Annotated in this window: 10 protein-coding genes and 1 tRNA gene; 5 read left to right on the plus strand and 6 right to left on the minus strand. The window is 49.5% G+C overall.

The window, feature by feature from the left end; genetic code table 11:
* Window positions 1-157 precede the first annotated feature (157 nt).
* Window positions 158-1,603, minus strand: a complete 1,446-nt coding sequence (locus ACE3T3_RS00705; RefSeq protein WP_374663082.1) for a VWA domain-containing protein — start codon at window positions 1,601-1,603, stop codon at window positions 158-160.
* Window positions 1,591-3,081, minus strand: a complete 1,491-nt coding sequence (locus ACE3T3_RS00710) for an AAA family ATPase (RefSeq protein ID WP_374663083.1) — start codon at window positions 3,079-3,081, stop codon at window positions 1,591-1,593. Before ACE3T3_RS00710 ends, ACE3T3_RS00705 begins: the two co-directional genes overlap by 13 nt.
* Before the next feature lie 173 nt (window positions 3,082-3,254).
* On the opposite strand from ACE3T3_RS00710, the gene ACE3T3_RS00715 reads away from it, so the two are divergent.
* A complete protein-coding gene (locus ACE3T3_RS00715; RefSeq protein WP_374663084.1) occupies window positions 3,255-3,764 on the plus strand; it encodes a hypothetical protein in 510 nt (169 codons plus the stop codon).
* A gap of 377 nt (window positions 3,765-4,141) precedes the next feature.
* Window positions 4,142-5,767, plus strand: coding sequence for an NAD+ synthase (locus ACE3T3_RS00720; protein ID WP_374663085.1), 1,626 nt, complete (start codon window positions 4,142-4,144; stop codon window positions 5,765-5,767).
* Window positions 5,768-6,134: 367 nt separating this feature from the next.
* Here the strand turns inward: ACE3T3_RS00720 and ACE3T3_RS00725 are convergent.
* Window positions 6,135-6,211, minus strand: a tRNA-Met gene (locus ACE3T3_RS00725).
* 180 nt (window positions 6,212-6,391) lie between these two features.
* Here ACE3T3_RS00725 and ACE3T3_RS00730 point away from each other — a divergent pair.
* Both ACE3T3_RS00730 and ACE3T3_RS00735 read left to right on the plus strand, forming a co-directional pair.
* Window positions 6,392-6,787, plus strand: a complete 396-nt coding sequence (locus tag ACE3T3_RS00730) for a hypothetical protein (RefSeq protein ID WP_374663086.1) — start codon at window positions 6,392-6,394, stop codon at window positions 6,785-6,787.
* A 308-nt stretch (window positions 6,788-7,095) separates the two neighbouring features.
* On the plus strand, window positions 7,096-7,536 hold the full coding sequence (locus tag ACE3T3_RS00735; protein WP_374663087.1) for a universal stress protein: 441 nt from the start codon (window positions 7,096-7,098) through the stop codon (window positions 7,534-7,536).
* 59 nt (window positions 7,537-7,595) lie between these two features.
* Here ACE3T3_RS00735 and ACE3T3_RS00740 read toward each other — a convergent pair whose 3' ends face one another.
* The 3 genes from ACE3T3_RS00740 to ACE3T3_RS00750 form a co-directional block, all read right to left on the minus strand.
* Window positions 7,596-7,934, minus strand: coding sequence for an MGMT family protein (locus ACE3T3_RS00740; protein ID WP_374663088.1), 339 nt, complete (start codon window positions 7,932-7,934; stop codon window positions 7,596-7,598).
* Window positions 7,935-8,008: 74 nt separating this feature from the next.
* Window positions 8,009-16,348 (minus strand): BapA/Bap/LapF family large adhesin, encoded by an 8,340-nt coding sequence (locus ACE3T3_RS00745; protein ID WP_374663089.1) that lies wholly within the window; start codon window positions 16,346-16,348, stop codon window positions 8,009-8,011.
* A 456-nt stretch (window positions 16,349-16,804) separates the two neighbouring features.
* Window positions 16,805-18,304: a cation:proton antiporter gene (locus tag ACE3T3_RS00750; protein WP_374663090.1), complete on the minus strand. Its 1,500-nt coding sequence runs from the start codon at window positions 18,302-18,304 to the stop codon at window positions 16,805-16,807.
* Between the two features lie 225 nt (window positions 18,305-18,529).
* Here ACE3T3_RS00750 and ACE3T3_RS00755 point away from each other — a divergent pair, with 225 nt between their 5' ends.
* Entirely contained in the window at window positions 18,530-19,084 is a 555-nt protein-coding gene (locus ACE3T3_RS00755; protein WP_374663235.1) for a hypothetical protein, read from the plus strand.
* Window positions 19,085-19,103 lie beyond the last annotated feature (19 nt).

Raw genomic sequence — 19,103 nt, forward strand, 5'->3', positions numbered from 1 at the left:
AGTCATGCGCGGCGGGATGCCATTTGCAAAAAGGGTCATTGAATTGGCAATTTTTGCCGATCAAAAATATTGTCTGACAATCTGCCAATGAAGTTTTCTTCGCACGCCATCTTTGTATCAATTCAGGTCAGCGGCTTTTTTACAGGATTGCTCCGGCTCAGCTGAGCTGCACCACTTGACCCGTATTGGCCTGATAAATCCATTGATGATCAAATAAAGCATCATTCAAATGCTCAATGCGGAAATTGCCAATTGCTGCCGCATAAAAACCGGCGCCCTGCTGCTGCAGCTGTTCAATGTTTTCCATCAGTTCTGCAGGCAGCCCGCCCATAATGAAATCCGAAATCACTAAAACATCAGCATGGCCGAAGCTCGGCTGCTGCAGCATCTCGACGGCATGCTGCATCGCAGGCACAAGATCGGTGCCTCCATGAAATGACTGGCTTAAAAAGTGGATGAGGTCATCCAGTGCATAGCCCTGATTCAAATCCAATGCAGTTAAATTGGTGGAAAAGTTGATGATATACATGGGCCGTTTGCTTTTCATGGACTGCATCGCCAGATACAGGCTGATGGCTTTGGCAATCAGTTCCGGCTGCCCATGCATGGAACCGCTGGTGTCCAGACACAGAATCATCGGGCCTTTTTGACCCAGCTTTTTCGGCGCGCGCCGCGGATCATCAATCACCCGTCCGCTTTGCTCGCCCTGCAAATGGAAGCCGAGAATATTCGATTCCAGATATTTCAAGTCAAATAAAATCTGCAAGTCCGGATCGGCCAGCAGCGCCAGCTCACTCGGCAGCGCCAAGTTTAAATCCTGCGCTAAATGAATGCCGCTGATTGCTTCCAGCGCATGCTGATCCGGCAAGGGCGGCGTCAACGGCGCCGCCTGAACCTGCAGGGCTTTACGCTTATATTTTGCCGGCTGGGCATTGCCCATCATTGCGCAGAGCTTTTGCAGTTCGGCATCTTCAGCCAAATAGCGGCTCCATTCTTCAAACTGCAGCACATCCTGCTCTGTCAGCCGGCCTGTGGAATAATCAATAAAAATGCCGGTATCTGCGCCCAAAGCATCTTTATGTTTCGACATTTTTTGCAAAGTGGCTAAAAAGTCTTTGATCTCATCCAAAAAAGCGTCACGCTGCAGCGCCAGCTGTTCAAACTCCCACTGCGCAACCGCTTCCGTCAGTTTGCGCTGCCATTTTTCCTTTAACAGCTGAAACTGCAAATTCAGCGCCGCCTTTGCCGGCTGCCCCGCATGCTGCTGAAACTGCCACAAATCGCCCCATGCCGGCATGCCCAGCTGCTGCTGAAAGGCTTGGAACTGCTGATGCATCTGTTCAAATTCCGCTTCAGACACGGCTGATTGTTCCAGCCATTGCTCCAGCTGCAGCTGCACCGCCTGATACGGATGCTGCTGATCCAAACTGGATTTGGCCTGATAAGCCCATGCATGGACTTTTTCATCCAGCGTTTTGGCGGCTTTTTCATCCTCCAGCCAATGCTTTAAGCTGGATTGGTGCAGCTCTTCATACAGCTGGTCGGTGACGGCGGTTAAAGCCTGCTGGGTCTGCTTCGCTGACTGCAGCTTTAATTTCGGCATAGCTGTTCCAAACGCTCACAGTCTTGACGCTGCAGATCATAGCGCTGCACGGTTTGCTCCAGCTGCGCCTGCAGTTTTTGCGCATCTGCCGCGGCCGTAAAATCAGATGCAAAATGCGCCGCCGCCTGCCGCACCCGCTGCTGCAGCAAGGCATGCTGCTGGCTGAATCTATCCTTCAGCGCCGCAACTTCCTGCAGCAGCTCATCTTTCACTTGCGCGGACAATGCTGTACGCGCGCTGCCTTTCGGATGTTTAATATACGGCGTCACCACTTCTTCCAGCCCGTAATAACCGCCTTTCAAGGTGCACTGCCGCCCGCCATTAAAATTGCAGACAATGCCGCGGATCTCTTCACCGCTGTCATCAACAGCAAAGAAATCCTTTTTGCTGTCCATTTTATCCAGCTCCAAATACAGCACTTTGTCTTGATAGTGATGATCCAGATTGGTCACGGCTTTTAAATATTCACGGCCGCGGATCAGATAGCTTTCATATACGTCATCGGTATAGTAAAAATGATTCAAGATGCGCTGCTCAGCCTCTTCTTTTTGCGCAATGCTGCCGGCAAAATCCAGATCTGAATCCAGGCCAATCTCTAAAATGGCCTGCTCAAGGATTTCATTGACATGAGGAATATCCTCTGCTTGGCTCCACAGGCAATGCTTCAAAATAAACATGTCAATTAAGCCGACCTGTGCCCGGTCATTCAAAAACGCTGCCGTTTTCAGCACATAAGCCGCGCGCTGCCAGCGCCGGTCAGACACATAAATCGGATGCTCTTCAAAATTGCTGCTTAAACGCTGCTTGATTTCATCAAAAATATTTAAAATTTCGGCTGGCAATTCAATGTGATGGATCTGCTCGCGCCAAAGCAGCAGCTCCTGCTTGTGAATGCGCAGCGCATCATCGGCGGCTATGCGCACTGCGCTGGGTTTGGCTTGCAGCAAGGCATGAAAATTTTCAGCCTGCTGAATCGGCTCCACCACCAGCCGCATGATAAAGCGGTCATACAGCGCATCCAGCCCCTGATTCGGTTCTGGAATTTCATTCGATGCGCTCATCAGCACCTTTAAAGGCACGTGCTGAATCAGGTCGCCATTTTTAAAAGTCTTTTCATTTACCAAGGTCAGCAAGGTATTCAAAATGGCCGGGCTGGCTTTCCAGATTTCATCTAAAAAGGCAAAATCCGCTTTCGGCAAATAATGTTCCGTTTTACGCAGGTATTGATCGTCTTTTAAAGCTTTAATCGAGACTGGGCCAAAAATTTCCTCCGGCGTGCTGAACCGGTTCATCAAGTATTCAAAATACTCCCCCACTTCAAAAGCCGAAGCAATGCGGCGGGAAATCAGGCTTTTGGCCGTGCCGGGCGCGCCATATAAAAAGGTGTTCATGCCGGCCACACCCGCCAGCAGGCTCAGGGCGATAATCTGTTCACGCTCATACATCTGTTCACTGACTTGGGAAATAAGTGCATGCATTCGCGCTTTCATCATCATGGGCCGCCGCTGGAAATAAAAAAATCCATTGTAACGGCGCGCCTGCCCTGGCGGAACCCAATGCGTCAAAAACCCAGTGAAAACGCCATACAATTGAAACGTCGCTGCGCCAAATTTGCTATCTTAAGCGCACGCGCCGCCTGCACACTGAGCCTATGCTGATTTTCCTGCCCCTGCTGATCCGCCTGTTAAATCTGGAGCATTTTCAATGCCGCAATCTGACGGACGGTGAAATTGCCCTGTGCCAAACCGTTTTCGGCAGCTTGATTGATTACACGCAAGTGCAAATCATGAATCAGCCTTATCTGCCGTGGCAGCCGAAGCATGTGGTGATGGCGCCCGAAGGCCGCATTCATGCGCTTGCCCCCAGCTACAGCCCGGACTACGCGCTTGAAAGCCGCCCTTATCAGGGGCTGTTTATTCATGAGATGACGCATATTTATCAGCATCAGCAGCGCATCAATGTGCTGCTGCGCGGCGCCCTGCTGCAAAGCGCATTCTGGTTAAGCCGCGGCAAATACAATCCCTACGAATATCGGCTGCAGGAAGGAAAAAAGTTCTTTGATTACAATATTGAACAGCAAGGCAATATTGCCAGAGACATCTTTTTCAAACGCATCAGCAACATTATTTTAAACACTGAAACGTCATCTCAGCAGCCCTAGCCTAGTTCTGCTCTCCGCGGCAGATTTACGCGCTGCAGCCTGCAAAATTTAAGCTTATTTTCAGGCCAGCCGTTTATTTTAAGCTGTATGGCGCTGCTGGCTGAAGCCGCATCATGCTTATTGGCGCAGATCCTGCACATATTCAGTTTAAAAGCTGTGAATTGGCTCTAGCTTCTAAGCCAATTTCAGCTAAAATAGCAGGTGTCTGAAATGCTTAATAAAGCGAAAGAAGATTTTTATATCATCGCTTAAATGATGTTTTCTTAAGCCTTAGCGGCTATATTTTTTAGTATCAAAATGCACTCGGCTGAATAATGCTAATAATAAAAATCAGCTTTTCAGTGCACTCACACCTATAGGAATAGGATTTAGTTTGAATGAATAGTTTTAAAATTGCACTTGCTCAATTCTCTCCGCATATTGGCAATTTGAGCTCAAATGCTGAAAAAATGCTGGCACAGGTGAATGAAGCGAAAAAACAAAATGCCGATATTATCGTTTTCCCAGAACTGTCTACACTGGGTTATCCCGCAGAAGATTTGCTGCTGCGTCCAAGCCTGAACAAACGCACTCAGCAGGCGTTCGAGATCCTGGCTGAAATTAAAGACATCGTTTTGGTCTTTGGTTTTGTCAATCAAACAGAAGACGGCCAGCGCTATAACGCGGCGGCGGTGATGAAAGACGGTCAGGTTCTGGGCATCTACAATAAGCAAAACTTGCCGAACTACAGCGTGTTTGATGAAAAACGCTATTTCAGCGAAGGCCATCAGCACTTAGTTTTTGAATATTTAGGCCACAAGTTCGGCGTATTGATTTGCGAAGATGTCTGGTCACTGCCGACTGTGCAGCAGCTGTCTCAGCTGAATGTGGAAACTGCGCTGATCCTGAACGCTTCGCCATACGAAGTCGGCAAGCCGCAGCACCGCATTGAAACCATGTCGGCGCTGGCAAAACAAATGAATCTGAACTTGGTGTATTGCAACCAAGTCTGCGGTCAAGACGATTTAGTCTTTGACGGCACCAGCTTTGTCATGAGCAAAGAAGGTGAAACGGTACTGCAGGCGCCAAGCTTCCAAGAAGGCTTGCACATTGCTGAATATGACGCTGCGCAAAAGGCGTTCAAAAAAGGCTTTACCGCTCCAGTCCTGGATACCATGGCGGAAATTTACCAAAGCCTGGTGCTGGCGACCCGCGACTATGTGCAGCGTTCAGGTTTTTCCGGCGTGATTTTAGGCCTGTCCGGCGGCATTGATTCAGCGTTGACGCTGGCCATTGCCGCGGATGCGATCGGCGCAGACAAAGTTCAAGCGGTGATGATGCCATATACCTATACCGCGCAAATCAGTGTTGAAGATGCTGCGGAACAGGCGAAAAATATGGGCGTGACGTTCGGTATTGCCGAAATCAACCCGATTGTATCGAGCTTTATGCAGACCCTGTATCCATTCTTTGGCAATGCGCCGGCGGATACGACCGAAGAGAACCTGCAGGCGCGCTCGCGCGGCACCCTGCTGATGGCGCTGTCGAATAAATTCGGCAACCTTGTGCTGTCTACCGGCAACAAGTCTGAACTGTCTGTAGGCTACTGCACCTTGTACGGCGACATGGTCGGCGGCTTTGCTGTATTGAAAGATGTGTATAAAACCATCGTGTTTGAATTGGCAAAATACCGCAACAGCATTTCGGAAACGCCGGTGATTCCTGAACGCGTGATTACCCGTCCGCCTTCTGCTGAACTGCGTCCAGATCAAAAAGACCAAGATTCACTGCCGGCTTATGATGTATTGGATGCTATTTTGTATGCCTATATCGAAGAAGACTTGAGCCAAGATGACATTATTGCCAAAGGCTTCGATGCTGAAGTCGTGGCCAAAGTGATCCGTCTGGTTGACGTCAATGAATACAAGCGCCGCCAAGGCGCAATTGGCCCGCGCATCAGCTCGCGCGCCTTCAGCCGTGAACGCCGCTATCCAATTATCAATGGCTGGAAACCGGGCGTTTAAGCGCTTCTAAATTGCGCGCTTATGCAGAAAAGCCCAGACTCAGGTCTGGGCTTTTTTCATCTGATGCGCTGCAAAAGCTTCAAGCATGTGATTCAGCAGACGGCAGGCAAGCCTTCACCGCGGTGCGGCATTCACAGCAATATTGATGATTGGTTTTTAGGAATTTGGGAAGCGCGGATTTTTACCGCTTTTTATAATGCTTCATTTTGGCAGCATCTTTTCGGTATTTTTCACGAAATATAGTCATAAAATTTAGACTGCGCTCAATGAACATGTATATTGGATTATAGAGTGGTTATGCAGGCAGCCAATCCAACTTTTCTTCAGACAAAAAAAGAGACCAAGCTGAGAGCTTGGTCTTTAAAAATGGTGGCTATGACGAGACTTGAACTTGTGACCCCCGCATTATGAGTGCGGTGCTCTAACCAACTGAGCTACATAGCCGTAAACTGTGTGCGCATTATCGTAACTTCGATAGATATCGTCAAGCTTTTTTCTGCAGAAATGCGCATACTTTGTTCAAGACAGCATCAAGATGCTAAAAAATAATCAAATCATCGATTTTTGATGGCGATTTTTATATTTTTATTTAAAAATTACACAGTTATTCCAGAGGTGAAATGAGTGAATAAGATTTTATTGGCCAGTTTAGCGCTCAGCCTCGGCGGCTGCCAGCTGGCTTCCCCGATCTTTGTTGACTATTATGGCGTGCGCAGAGATGCGGCGGAATGGATCAACAGCCAGCCCTTGCTCAGCATGCAGCAAAAACGCAGTCTGGCTCAGCTCAGCAAAGCCCAGCAGCTGCTGTACCGCTACAGCAGCAAAGACAGCGCTGCGCAGCTGGCCATTGCCAAAGAAAATCAAATCGCGCTGCACTGCGCGCATCTGCATTTGACTGAAAAAAAGATTGCCCAATTGCAGGACGTGCTGTTTGCTGAAGAAAAGCCGGCCGTTTTATCCGCTTATCAGGCGCTGGCGCCCATGATCAAATTGGATGAAAAATCCATTCAATGTGAATGATTTTCCGCATCTCCTGATGCCGGCGCAACGATTCGGCTCAGGCTATTTCAAGGCCATCCGCCCTTTGCCTTTGGCCTAAGATTAAACTTTAGTTGAATAGAATTTAAACAATACATTTCCTTCACAGCTTAAAAACACTCAAGTAATTGATAATATTTAAATTATTTTTAATCATCTCGAAATATTCTTATGAATTCACTCGGTTTTCTTTCTTTTTGTTTCGAGCTATGATCAAGACAAGGCGAATATTTTTAATACAGCACGCAGTCGCGCCTGCTTGATAAGCTGAAACAATAAGGAGAATTTTCATGTCATTTCAAAATATTGTAGTCCCTGTTGACGGTTCTGATACATCTTTTGCCGCAGTGGCAAAAGCCATTGAATTTGCAAAAGCATTTAACAGTAAAGTTACCGTTGTTCAGGTGATGGTGCTCGACCCGTACATTGCTGCAGAATATATCTCTGCAACACAAACCAACGATTTAATTGAACGCGCCCGCACCTCTATTGTAGACAATTTGAATGCTGTGAAAGAAAAACTGAGCGCGGACGGCATTAATGCAGAAGCGAAACTGCTGGAAGGCCAAACAGTGCATACAGAAATTGTCAAAGCCGCTCAAGATGCCAATGCTGACTTGATTATTATCGGTTCGCATGGCCGCACTGGCCTGAAAAAATTCTTCTTGGGCAGCGTGGCGCAAAGCGTGCTGGGTTCATCGGACATCCCTGTCATGGTAGTGCGCAAATAATCAGCCTTCAAATAGACTGAATAGCAACAGCCTTGCAAGCTCCGGCTCGCAAGGCTTTTTTAATGCCATTGATATTTTTTCAGATCAATTTTTCCTGCAGCCACCGCAATGCCCTCGCTCAGCAGTTTTTGCGCCTGCATATTCAATCCGTTTTCATCCAGTTTGCTCAGGCTGATTTTGCCCTGACTGTTAATCACCCGATGCCAAGGCAAATCCGCTGCCGCATCTAAATGTTTCAGCACATAACCGACCAATCGCGCATGTTTCGGCAAGCCGGCCAATCGGGCGATTTGGCCATAGGTCGCCACGCGCCCATACGGAATGGCATCAATAACAGCCAGGATCTGCTGCGCCAATTCATCACTTTGCTTCACGCTGTCCTCCTTTCTCCGCTTCATCAGGAAGCAAAACAATAAGAGAGCCCTCAGGCCCTCTCTTGCATGCATCAGATTTTAGCTAAAAGCCCGCCGGCTTAGAACACCAGATGGTTATTATCCAGCAGTTCCTGCAAGCCAATATCGGTATTTTTCAGCGTCAGCAATTCCACTTTATCATGGGTTTTGGCTGCTGCGCCGTCACGGTCAATACTGATCAAGGTATTGCCCTTGCCGTCGCCCGACACTGAAATAAACTGGCCGATATTGCTCTTATCGACATTCTGCCCTTGCAGCAATTGGCTGATATCAATCTTATCGCCTTCAGCTTTATTGAAATCAGTCCAAGTATCGTGACCATTGCCTCCCGCTGCATCGGAATTGTTCAGCAATTTGAAGATCACCGTATCTGCACCAGTTTTTGATGCAATCACATCATGGCCGGCTGTGCTGCTGATCACATCGCTGCCGGCGCTGCCGCTAAAGTTCACCCCGGCATGAATGGTCAGCGATGCCGTGGAAACATCACCATTTGGCGCAGCCAATTTATAGGTGAAGGATTCAACCTCACCGCTCAGCGGCTTGCCGTCGGTTGCTGTATAGGTATAGCTGCCATCCGCTTTAATGATCAGCTGGCCATGCTCGCCTTGCACCGCTGTTCCTGCACTGCTGACCGCAGTATAGGTTTTGCCGCCATCTTTAGAAATATGCAGATCGGTGTACTTGGATGCCAAGAAATCTGTACCGCTGCCATTATTGTCTGTAAAGACATTGCCTTTGGCCGCCGTGCTGGCCGATGACACAGTAAAATCATCGAGATCGATCACCGTGCGGGTAATGGCCGCATTGACGCTGCCCACCACACTGAGGCCTTTATTCGTTACAGTTTCAATGGTGTATTCACCTGCTTTTAAACCGCTGAGCGATAAACTGTTGCCGTTAGGCAGCAAGGTAATAATATCGATCAAGGTTGAAGCGCCTGTCGTCGCAATCAGCTTATGCGATGCTTTATCATACACATTCACGACTGTGCCGCCGAGGAAGGACGCCAGCTGCACAGAACCGAAACTGATTTTCACGTCTTCAATGGTTCCTTCAGCCACGGTCAATTGAGCTGCGCCTGACTTTTTGCCGCCAAAACCGATCAGCCAGCTGTAACTGATTGAAGCGGCTTTTCCTGCACTGACCGCATTCGATGCATCAAAACCGATCAATCCAGTATTGTCCGTTGCAACCACCGAAACCGCATCAGCTGCTGGATCAGCATCATTCCATTTCAGGCTGAGGTCACTTTGCGTGTTGATATGAATCATCAAGTCCGCAGCAGCGCTTTGGCCAGTTGCTGGATCTGTAACCGTATAGCTGAATACATCCGTCTTGCCGATATTTGCCGCAGATGGATTCGGCTTGTAGCTGTACGCGCCATCTTTAGCCATGGTTAAGATGCCATGATCCCCGACAATCACCGTGGTTCCTGATGCATTCAGCATTTGGCCATTAACCGATGTGACTGCCGCGCCGGCAGGAACATGGTCTTTGCCATACACGCTGTCATCATCCGTCACCACATTGCCGCGCGCTTCTGTAACACTGCTGACTACTGGATCTGCTGCAGTATCGGATACTTGCAGTGACAGGCTGGAATTAATGCTGGTCATAGCGCCGATCAAAGAGCCGCCGGAAAATTCAAACTTGTAATTGCCGGTTTGCAGATGATTGGCAACGATTTGCGTCGACTCGCCAAAAATGCCCAGCAGATCCAGCAAGCCGGCATCTTTATTGCTGCCGATTAATTTCCAAGATCCGTCAGCATTCTGTGCATACAGCTTCATTTCGGCTTTATCAAACAAATTCGCCAGTGAACCGGTTGAAACGCTGATGACTGCTTTACCCAGCTCTTGCTCGCCGACAGCAAAATAGCCGGTATACGTTTTGGCCCCAATGTTGACCAGAGAATGCTCACTGAACAGCTTGGCAGAACGCGTTTCTGTTACCGGATATTCAAAATTGATCCCTGCAGAAACCACGTTATCTGCTGCATCCAGCTGCACATACGGCGCTTTGGCGCCAGTTTTTCCAGACTCGCCGCCGCCATCTTGTGCGCTGACCAGCAATGTTTGGCCATCATTATAGACAGAAGGCAGTTTAATGCTATATTTGCCTTGTGCATCTGATGCGCCTTGCGCGATCACCATCACGCCATCTGGCGCGTAGATTTTAATGACAGAATGGGCTTCCGCATCACCGCTGATGCTGTTGCCTGCGGCATTAAAGACCGCGGTTGGCGCCTCTGGCGCATATAAATCCGGCGCTTGCGCAGGTGTTGCAACCGATTCGCCGCCCGGATCTTTTGCCGTCACTTTGACATCTTCGCCATCCACCAGAGCTGGATTTAAAGCCACGGAATAATGACCGTTGCCGTCAGCCTTGCCTGCCGCAATCACTGTGGTGCCCTTGCTGCCGCCGTAGACGGTAATTTCTGCATTTGGCTCAGTAGTGCCTGTAACCGCTTTTCCGTCAGCCGCGACTTTGGCTATTGGCGCATCCGGCGCATACAGGTCGGGTGCAGAAGCTGTCATGGGTGAAGATTCACCGCCCGGATCTTTCGCTGCCACTTTGACTTTTTCACCATCCACCAGCGCTGGATTCAACGCTACAGAGTATTGCCCGGATGCATCTGCTTTGCCTTGGCCCAGCACTGTTTTTCCATCTGCGCTGTACACAGTCATGTCTGCACCCGGCTGCGCTTGGCCAAATACCGTTGCGCCATCCGCTTGATTCACTTCTGCCGTTAAAATCGCTGGCACCGTCGTGTCCATCAGATCATCTTGCGCATAGCCTGCATTGCCGGCTTTATCTGTTGCTGTGGCCGTATAAGTCCCTTCCGTTGCTGGCGCTGAAACCACTGCCGTAAATGTGCCGTCTGAATTGACTGTGATAGGCACGTCTTTGCCGCTCGGATCTTTTACCGTTACGGCTGCACCTGATTCAGTTTTTCCGGTCACCGTTGCTGTGCCATCTGGATTGGAATCCACAGTGAAGCTATCTATCTGCGGTGCAATGCCATCATGCAGATCCACCGCAGCTGAGCCTGCATTGCCGGCTTTGTCTGTTGCTGTGGCCGTATAAGTCCCTTCCGCTGCTGGCGCTGGAACCGCTGCCGTAAATGTGCCGTCTGGATTGACTATGACCGGAACGCTATTGCCATCCGGGTCTTTCACTGTCACGGCTGCGCCCGGTTCAGTTTTACCGGCCACCGTTGCTGTGCCGTCTGGATTTGCTGTTACGGTCAAGGCATCAAGCTGAGCATGCGTATCGACGGTTAAAGATGCCGCCGCTTTATCGCTGGTGTTGCCGGCACGGTCTTTGGCAACAGCTTCTGCCGTATAGCGGCCATCCGCCAGCATACCTGCATCAAATGTCCAGTTGCCTTGAGCATCGACTGCAGCTGCGCCAGTTGCAGTCACATTGCCGGCCTGGTCTTTCACCGTTACGGTCACTGCCGCTCCTGCTTCAGTTTTACCGCTGAAGCTTGGTGATGGATCTGCAGCCAGGCCTGCTTGATCGATGTCGATTTCAGGCTTCACGGTATCGACAATAAAGTCTTTGTATGCCGGGACGCTGATTGCGCCTGAAGCGTCTTTAGAGATGGCTTCTAAGCGGAATTGGCCATCAGCCAATGGTGAAGCGGCTTTATAGGTCCAGCGGCCAGTTGAAGCATCTAAATTGGCTAAGCCAGAGTCGATCAGATGATTTGATGAATCATAAATATTAATCTGAACTTCTACACTCTTCGATGATGTGCCGCTGAAGGTCTGCTGCGGATTATTCGTTGCAGGCGGCAATGCAGCAGCGGACAGCATCGAACGGCCCGTCAGCATCATCGGTGCAGCAAATGCTGCAGCGCCAAACAAATCGTCAATATCTACTGTAGGCGGATAAATAATTGTATTCAATTGCGTTCCGAGGCCTTTATTTCCGGCAAGGTCTTCAAATGAGCCTGCGGCTATCTCAAAGCTGACAAATGTATCCACACCCGCGGCCGGAACTTGAATTTGGCCAATCCAAGAACCATCAGGCTGTTCTGTTAAACCTGTAACCCAAGCGCCTACGACTTTCAGATCAGAAGCATCAAAGCCAGCCACTTTCTCACTGAATGTGACCACTACAGCCCCGTCTGTATTGACAGCAATTGCTGCTGCAGGCAATGTGGAATCTACCGTCTGCTGTACGCTCGAGCCTTTGCCCGCATTGCCCGCAAAGTCGGTATAACTGCCATCTGCCAGCTCTGCTTTCACTGTGCTGCCTGCAGCGCCAAGCGTGGTGACTTTCGCTGTCCAAGTACCATCCGGCTGCTGGGTGAGGCCGCTGGCTGTACCGCCAGTCACCTTCACATCGGAAGCATCAAAACCTTTCACCGCTTCTGAGAACGTGATGATGAGATTGCCGCTCGCATCCAGCGCCATTGATGACGTTGGCGCAGTGGTATCAAAACCAGGAACAGCCAGCGAATTTGATGCCGCTAGACCGGGGTTGCCGGCATGGTCTGTATAAGAACCGGCATCAATCATGATATCCACTTGGCCGGGCGCGCCATCTTGATTATTTGAAACCGCATGGCCGGTCCAAGAACCGTCCGGCTGCTGCACTAAATTCTGCAGTGTGCCGCCAGTAACTTTCAAATCTGACTTGTCGAAGCCTTTCACCGGCTCGCTAAATGTCACGGCAACATTGCCAGCAGCATCAACAGCAATTGATGCTGCTGGCGCGGTGCTGTCTATGCTTGGTACCGATCCGGAGGCTGCTGCTGCTTGACCCGGGTTGCCGGCATGGTCTGTATATGATGCCGCTGGAATTTTCAAATCAACTTGACCTGATGCGCCCGTTGCGCTATCTGCAACAGCCTGGCCTTTCCAGCTGCCGTCCGGCTGCTGAGCCAATCCAGTCAATGTGCCGCCGGTTACTTGCACATCAGAGGCATCAAAGCCTTTTACTGGCTCACTAAAGCGGATGACGACTTCGCCATTCGAGCCGATAGCAATGATTGCCGATGGCGCAGTGCTGTCAACACTTGGAATATCTTTGGAGGCTGTTGAACCCTTGCCGTTATTGCCGGCAAGATCGCTATAGCTGTTGTCTGCAATCGCTACTGTTACTGAGCCTAATGCGCCCGTGTTGCCAGCTGCAGCAGCTTTGCCTGTCCAAGAGCCATCTGGCTGCTGGGTCAGGCCGCTGACTGTACCGCCAGTTACCTTCACATCGGAAGCATCAAAGCCTTTCACTGCTTCACTGAACGTAATGGTCAAATTGCCATTCGCATCTAACGTCAATGCCGGTACCGGGCCTGTGGTATCAAGACTTGGTACAGTTTGAGATTGCGCAGCAGCCCGTCCCGGATTGCCCGCAAGGTCCGTATAGGAACCTGCTGGAATCGTCAGATCGACTTGGCCTGGCGAGCCTGTTGCACCATCTGCAACGACTTTTCCGACCCAGCTGCCGTCTGGCTGCTGCGCAAGGTTTTCAAGCTTGCCGCCGGAGACTTTCACATCAAAGGCATCAAAACCTTTCACCGGCTCGCTGAACGCCACTGTTACCGTACCGTCTGCATCCACTGTAATTGCGGCCGCTGGCGATACTGTATCAAGGCTTGGCACCTCGGTGCCCGTTACGCTCGAACCTTTGCCGGCATTTCCTGCCAAATCCGTATATGCGCCGTCGGCAATCACCACATCCACTTGACCTAAGGCGCCCGTTGCGCCATCTGCAACGACCTGACCTTTCCAGCTGCCGTCCGGCTGCTGAGTCAGGCTGGCTAATGTGCCGCCTTGCACAGTCACATCAGATTTATCAAAACCTTTGACCGCTTCGCTGAATGCAATCACCACTTCGCCTGCCGGGCTGACTGTCAGTGCCGACGTTGGCGCTGCTGTATCAATTTTCGCTGTTGCCGCATCTTCTGCGCCGGTATTGCCGGCTTTGTCTTTGGCTGTTGCAGAGACAACATAATCGCCGTCCGCCAATGGCGTTTTAACGGCATATGACCATTTGCCGTCCGAAGCGACCGCCGCGGTGCCTGTTTCAAGCACTGCACCGGAAGCATCTTTTACTTTCACGGTCACTGTTGAAGCCGGTTCATTGACTTTGCCTTTCACCTCTGGCGCAGCATCGTTTGTCAGGCCGACATCATCCACCTCAACCACTGGCGCTTGAATATCGACAATAAACGCTTTTGCCGCCGGCGCGCTCTGGTTGCCCGCCGCATCTTTTGAAATTGCCTGCAGCATGTAATAGCCTTCCGCCAAATCATGCGATGGCGTATAGGTCCAGCGGCCTGTCGCTGCATCTAATGCGGCCAAACCGGAATCGACCATTTTTCCAGCTTCATCCTGCAGATAGATCATGACCTCAATACTTTTGGTCGATGATCCTGAAAAAACGGGTTTAATTTGATTCGTCTGCGGCAAAGCTGCAGCCGTTGAGCTGGATGCGCTCATCAGCATGCGGGCTGCCGCCGCGCCAAATAAGTTATCAATATCAACCGTCGGCGCGACAGTATCCACAGTCAAACCAGAATCAGCCGCCGCATTGGATGCATTGCCTGCTGGATCTTTGGCAATTGCGGTTACGCTGTATGCGCCATCCGCCAGTTTGGCTGCAGGTGTAAATGTCCACTCATTGTTCTGGCCAACCAAAACCGTCCCTGCTGCAGCGACTGCGCCTGATGCATCTTTGACCACCACATCAACTGCAGCGCCGACCTCCGATGTGCCTTTGATGACTGGCAAAACCTCTTTAGTCAACGCTAAGGGGTCAATGGCTATAGCTGGAGGCGCAGTATCGACCGTCAAACCGCCTGCAGATGCTGATGCTTCATTGCCCGCCGGGTCTTGGGCAGTCGCTTCAACCGTGTAGCTGCCGTCCGGCAAGTGCACCGATGGCGTGTAGATCCAGCCTCCATTCCCATCCACCGTGGCCGAGCCTGAAGCTACAGCGTTGCCTGCAGCATCTTTAATTTCAACTTTTACCGATGAATCCGCATCCGCTTTGCCTGTTACCGCTGGCGTATCCTGCTTGGTCAATTTTAATGGATCAATGGAAACGGCAGGCAGGGTTTTATCCACAGCCAAGCCTGCGCCCGTTTCAGTTTTATCATTGCCGGCGGGATCTTTTGCCGTCACTTCAACGGTATATTCGCCTTCTGGCAGCGGATGGCTTGGCGTATAAGTCCAATCACCATTGCTGTCAACCGTGCCTGCGCCGCTATCAACCACGGCGCCGTTTTGATCTTTAATGACCACATCAATGCTGGCTTCCGGATCTGTTGTCCCGCCAATCACCGGCTTGTCGCTGCCTGTCGGCGTCAATGGATCAATGGTGACTGCCGGATCTGTGGTATCCACCACTAAACCGCCTTTGCCGGCAGAAGTCTCATTGCCGGCAGGATCTTTCGCCGTCACTTCAACGGTATATTCACCTTCTGGCAGCGGCTGGCTTGGCGTATAGGTCCAGTCGCCATTGCCGTCTACCGTGCCTGTTCCGCTGTCAACCACGGCGCCGTTTTTGTCTTTAATCACCACATCAATTGAAGCATTCGGCTCATCAGTTTTACCGCTGATTGTCGGCGTCGTGTCATTGGTATCTGTTAAATCATCAATCGTCAAAGATGGATCTTGAGTATCAACAGTGAAGCTCAGCGCATCGGACTTCGGCCCTTCTATCCCATTGACCGTCTGCGTAACGGCAATTGAATGCGCGCCATCTAACAGCGCTTTCGGCACTTCTGCGCTCCATGTGCCATCCGCATTTGCAGCAGTTTCAGCAATCAGCTGGCCTGCATCATAAATTTTAATTTCCGCGCCAGCAGCAGCGCCTGTTCCCGAAACAACCGGTGTCTGATCATTGGTCACATCGCCTGACGCAATTTTTCCAATTTTAGGCGCCTGATTATCCGAGACGTCAAACGCAGCCAATTTTGGCGGTGCAGCAGGCATGGGCTGGTCATCATCAGATGAGCTCTTGCTACTGGCTGCAGCGCCGATCAAACCTGCGCCGCCGGCGCCAAGCGCCCAAGGCAAAATTACCCCAGTCAAAGAGTCTTTATACAGCAGCGGTTCGATTTCGCTTAAAGGCTGATACTGAATGACATCGGCAATCGCGCCGGTTTTATCGGTAAATTTAGCCCAAAATAAGCTTCCATCATCACCTTCAAAAACCAGGCTGTTGTCAGGATTTGCCGTATTGAAATAATTTTCAACAACAATGGTTTCACCATTTTTCAGCGTAATGATGACATTGTCCCCAGTGCGGGTAATGGATGCCACATCCTCTTTGGGAACTTGAACAACGACCACGGAATTTTCAGTTAAGCTGACATGATGAGAATCGACCTGATTCAATAACGTATGGCTGCCCTTTGAAATGATGGAAATTTGCGTCATAGCGAAACTCTCTATTTCTTTTTAATGATGTTTTTTAAGTTTTACAATGAATTGTTTTTTTAATAATTTGTTTAAATACAATTTATTGGAAACATTTATTTTAATAGTGTGCTTTATATCACATTTTTATTTTATTTTTTCAATTGTTTGAAATTGATCATTTTTTTACTTGCTTGTTCAATTTTTATTTAAAGATTTTATAATAAATAACAGGTACTTGATTCCGTGAATCACATCACGTTTATTTTGTAACCGGCCGGCTGGTTTCACCGTGCCTGAACCGCAACGGGATGCTTGTATTTCTTTTTGAGGCCTTAAACTGCTGAGCCAGGCCCAAAAAGCAGAACACCGGCCGGCATTCCGCTTTTTCTGCAGATTCATCTGAACTGTTCTAGACTCAGTGGAACTGCATCCGCTGGGTGCTGCAGCTGCACCTGCTTTGGGACGATATGCATGCTAGAAGTTATCCGGATTTTCCAAGCGCTTCACTTCCTGCACCCGTTCAGGATTATGCACCGCGGCTACGCCGTCATCCGCTTTTTCATCAATTAAGCTTTCCGGCTTATATACGGTAATGGTTTCATTGCCGTAGGCATCTTCCCCGACAATATACTGGAAGCCTTTGCGGTTCATTTTGTGGCACAGGCGCTGATACCAACCTTTGAAGCCCTGAGTTTCCTCATTGGGGTTATGGTAAAACGCATTCATCACGGCAGGCAGGCCCAGCCCGCACACAATCCCGGACAGCAATACTGAAATAAAAGTATAGCCAATCAAAATACTGCTGTACTCGCTGAGTTCCGGAATGTTGGCCACGGCCAGAATCAAGGCCAGCGAAATCCCGCCCCGGACACCGCCCCAAGATAAAATCGCCAAACTGCCGTTATAGCTTTTTTGCCGGAAACTGGGGAAAAATGCGAAAGCCAGGTAATTGGCGGCAAATCGCGAGGCATGCAAAATCAGGAACGCGATAATACCGCCTAAAATCAAGCTGATGCTTAAATCTAAAATAAACAGTTCCAGGCCAATCAAGGTGAATAAGAAGGAATTGATAATGCCTTCGACAGTATGCCAGAAGTGATTGACCTCACGGATTTCCCGGCCTTCCAGAATTTCTTTCCAGCGGTTGCCGACAATCAAGCCGCCTATGACGCAGGCAATCGGCGCCGAAGCATGCGCAAACAAGGCCACAAGATAGGAACCGCAGGCCAATAAGGCGGTGGTTAAAATTAAAGACTCCATCTCATGCTTGCCGCGCAGCAGGCGCAAAATAGACTGGCCAAAGCCCCAGCCAATAATCACCGCCACGACAATTTCATACAGCAGCGTTTTCAATACGCCAAATAAAGTCACATGAGCGCCTTGCAGCACATTCATCAGCGTCATGAACAAGGCAATACACATGGCATCATTGAATAAGGATTCGCCTTCCAGCTTGACCATCAAATGATGCGGCGCGCGCACAGAGCTCAGCACACCTTTGATGCCGATCGGGTCTGTTGCCCCTAAGGCCGCGCCCAGCAGCAGCAGCACCAGCAGGTCCACATGCTGGCCAACCAAAAATTGATAGCCGTATAGCGCCAAGCCGAAAAAAGTGGCGCAGAGCACCAAGGCAATACTGGCTAAAATACTGATGGGTTTCCAATAGCTGCGCAGATCCGAAACTTTAAATTTCAGCGCAGAAGACGTCAGAATAAAGCAGATCACACCATTGATTAAAAAGTCATAAAAATCAATATGACGCACGGCTTCTTCAATATTGTGAATGTTGATGGTTACAAATTGATTGCCATTCAGCAGGCTGGCGCCCCACTGCAAAATAAAGACGAAAATTGCAGAGACCAGCGGCACGCCGATGGCTTGCGGAAAGCCCAAAATCCGTTTATTAAAAATCGTCGTTGCAATGGAAAGTGCAAAAATGACGGTAAAAACCTGTAAGAAAAAAAAGTTTCCCATGCTGTATCCAATGTTCTGCTGCGCGCTCTAGAGGGAATCTACACACTTATTCAATGGGTAAATGACATCTTAGACATCATTTATATTTAAAATATTGTACTGAAAGTCAAATCCACGGCATGTATCAATTCAGTTTATTTCACAAAGGAGCGAATGCTGCTATACCATATAGCCTACCGCAGTTTTTATGCGCCCGTTTTTGACTTTATTGCCTGCACTCTGACTATGCATCAAACTATACAGCTCGTTTTCCGAATTTGCTTTGCCGCAGTCATCTTCACTGTGACAGCAGCCTTAATTTTAACCGGCTTTGCCAAAAGCAGTGAAATTTTCCATGCTGCGCAAAATTTTGAACAGGCAAAAAAAATACATCTGCAATCAACTGCGCAGCAGCAGTTTGCGCTGCTATCCAACAATAAAAAGCCGGATGAGGCGGTTTATGTGGTGATTGCTCAAAATGGCTACATCGCCAAATCCAGCTGCAGCCACTACCCTGAGATTTGCCTTGATCAGTATAACCAGCAGCAGACTCGGCAAATTCAGACTATCGATTTGCTGCATGCCGGAAATTTTCACTATATTGAAAAAGTGAGCTTTACAGACAGCCGGACACAGCAGCATCATACGTTCAGCTATACACCTGAACAAATTCAGCAATTTTATCAGGCGGATGTTTCCAGCCTAAAATATGCCACATTTGGCATCGGCTTATTCGCACTGGCGGCGGTCTTTGTCAGTTTCCGCATTCTGCGGAATTTCAAGAAATTCATCCGAAAATAAGCGCTCAACCCTGCAGCTT

Source organism: Acinetobacter sp. (assembly GCF_041919735.1).
Lineage (GTDB): Bacteria > Pseudomonadota > Gammaproteobacteria > Pseudomonadales > Moraxellaceae > Acinetobacter.

Coding starts and splice junctions, on each gene's coding strand:
- ACE3T3_RS00705 (WP_374663082.1), bottom strand. CDS start 1,603: ATGCCGAAATTAAAGCTGCAGTCAGCGAAGCAGACCCAGCAGGCTTTA.
- ACE3T3_RS00710 (WP_374663083.1), bottom strand. CDS start 3,081: ATGCATGCACTTATTTCCCAAGTCAGTGAACAGATGTATGAGCGTGAA.
- ACE3T3_RS00715 (WP_374663084.1), top strand. CDS start 3,255: ATGCTGATTTTCCTGCCCCTGCTGATCCGCCTGTTAAATCTGGAGCAT.
- ACE3T3_RS00720 (WP_374663085.1), top strand. CDS start 4,142: ATGAATAGTTTTAAAATTGCACTTGCTCAATTCTCTCCGCATATTGGC.
- ACE3T3_RS00735 (WP_374663087.1), top strand. CDS start 7,096: ATGTCATTTCAAAATATTGTAGTCCCTGTTGACGGTTCTGATACATCT.
- ACE3T3_RS00740 (WP_374663088.1), bottom strand. CDS start 7,934: ATGAAGCGGAGAAAGGAGGACAGCGTGAAGCAAAGTGATGAATTGGCG.
- ACE3T3_RS00745 (WP_374663089.1), bottom strand. CDS start 16,348: ATGACGCAAATTTCCATCATTTCAAAGGGCAGCCATACGTTATTGAAT.
- ACE3T3_RS00750 (WP_374663090.1), bottom strand. CDS start 18,304: ATGGGAAACTTTTTTTTCTTACAGGTTTTTACCGTCATTTTTGCACTT.
- ACE3T3_RS00755 (WP_374663235.1), top strand. CDS start 18,530: ATGCATCAAACTATACAGCTCGTTTTCCGAATTTGCTTTGCCGCAGTC.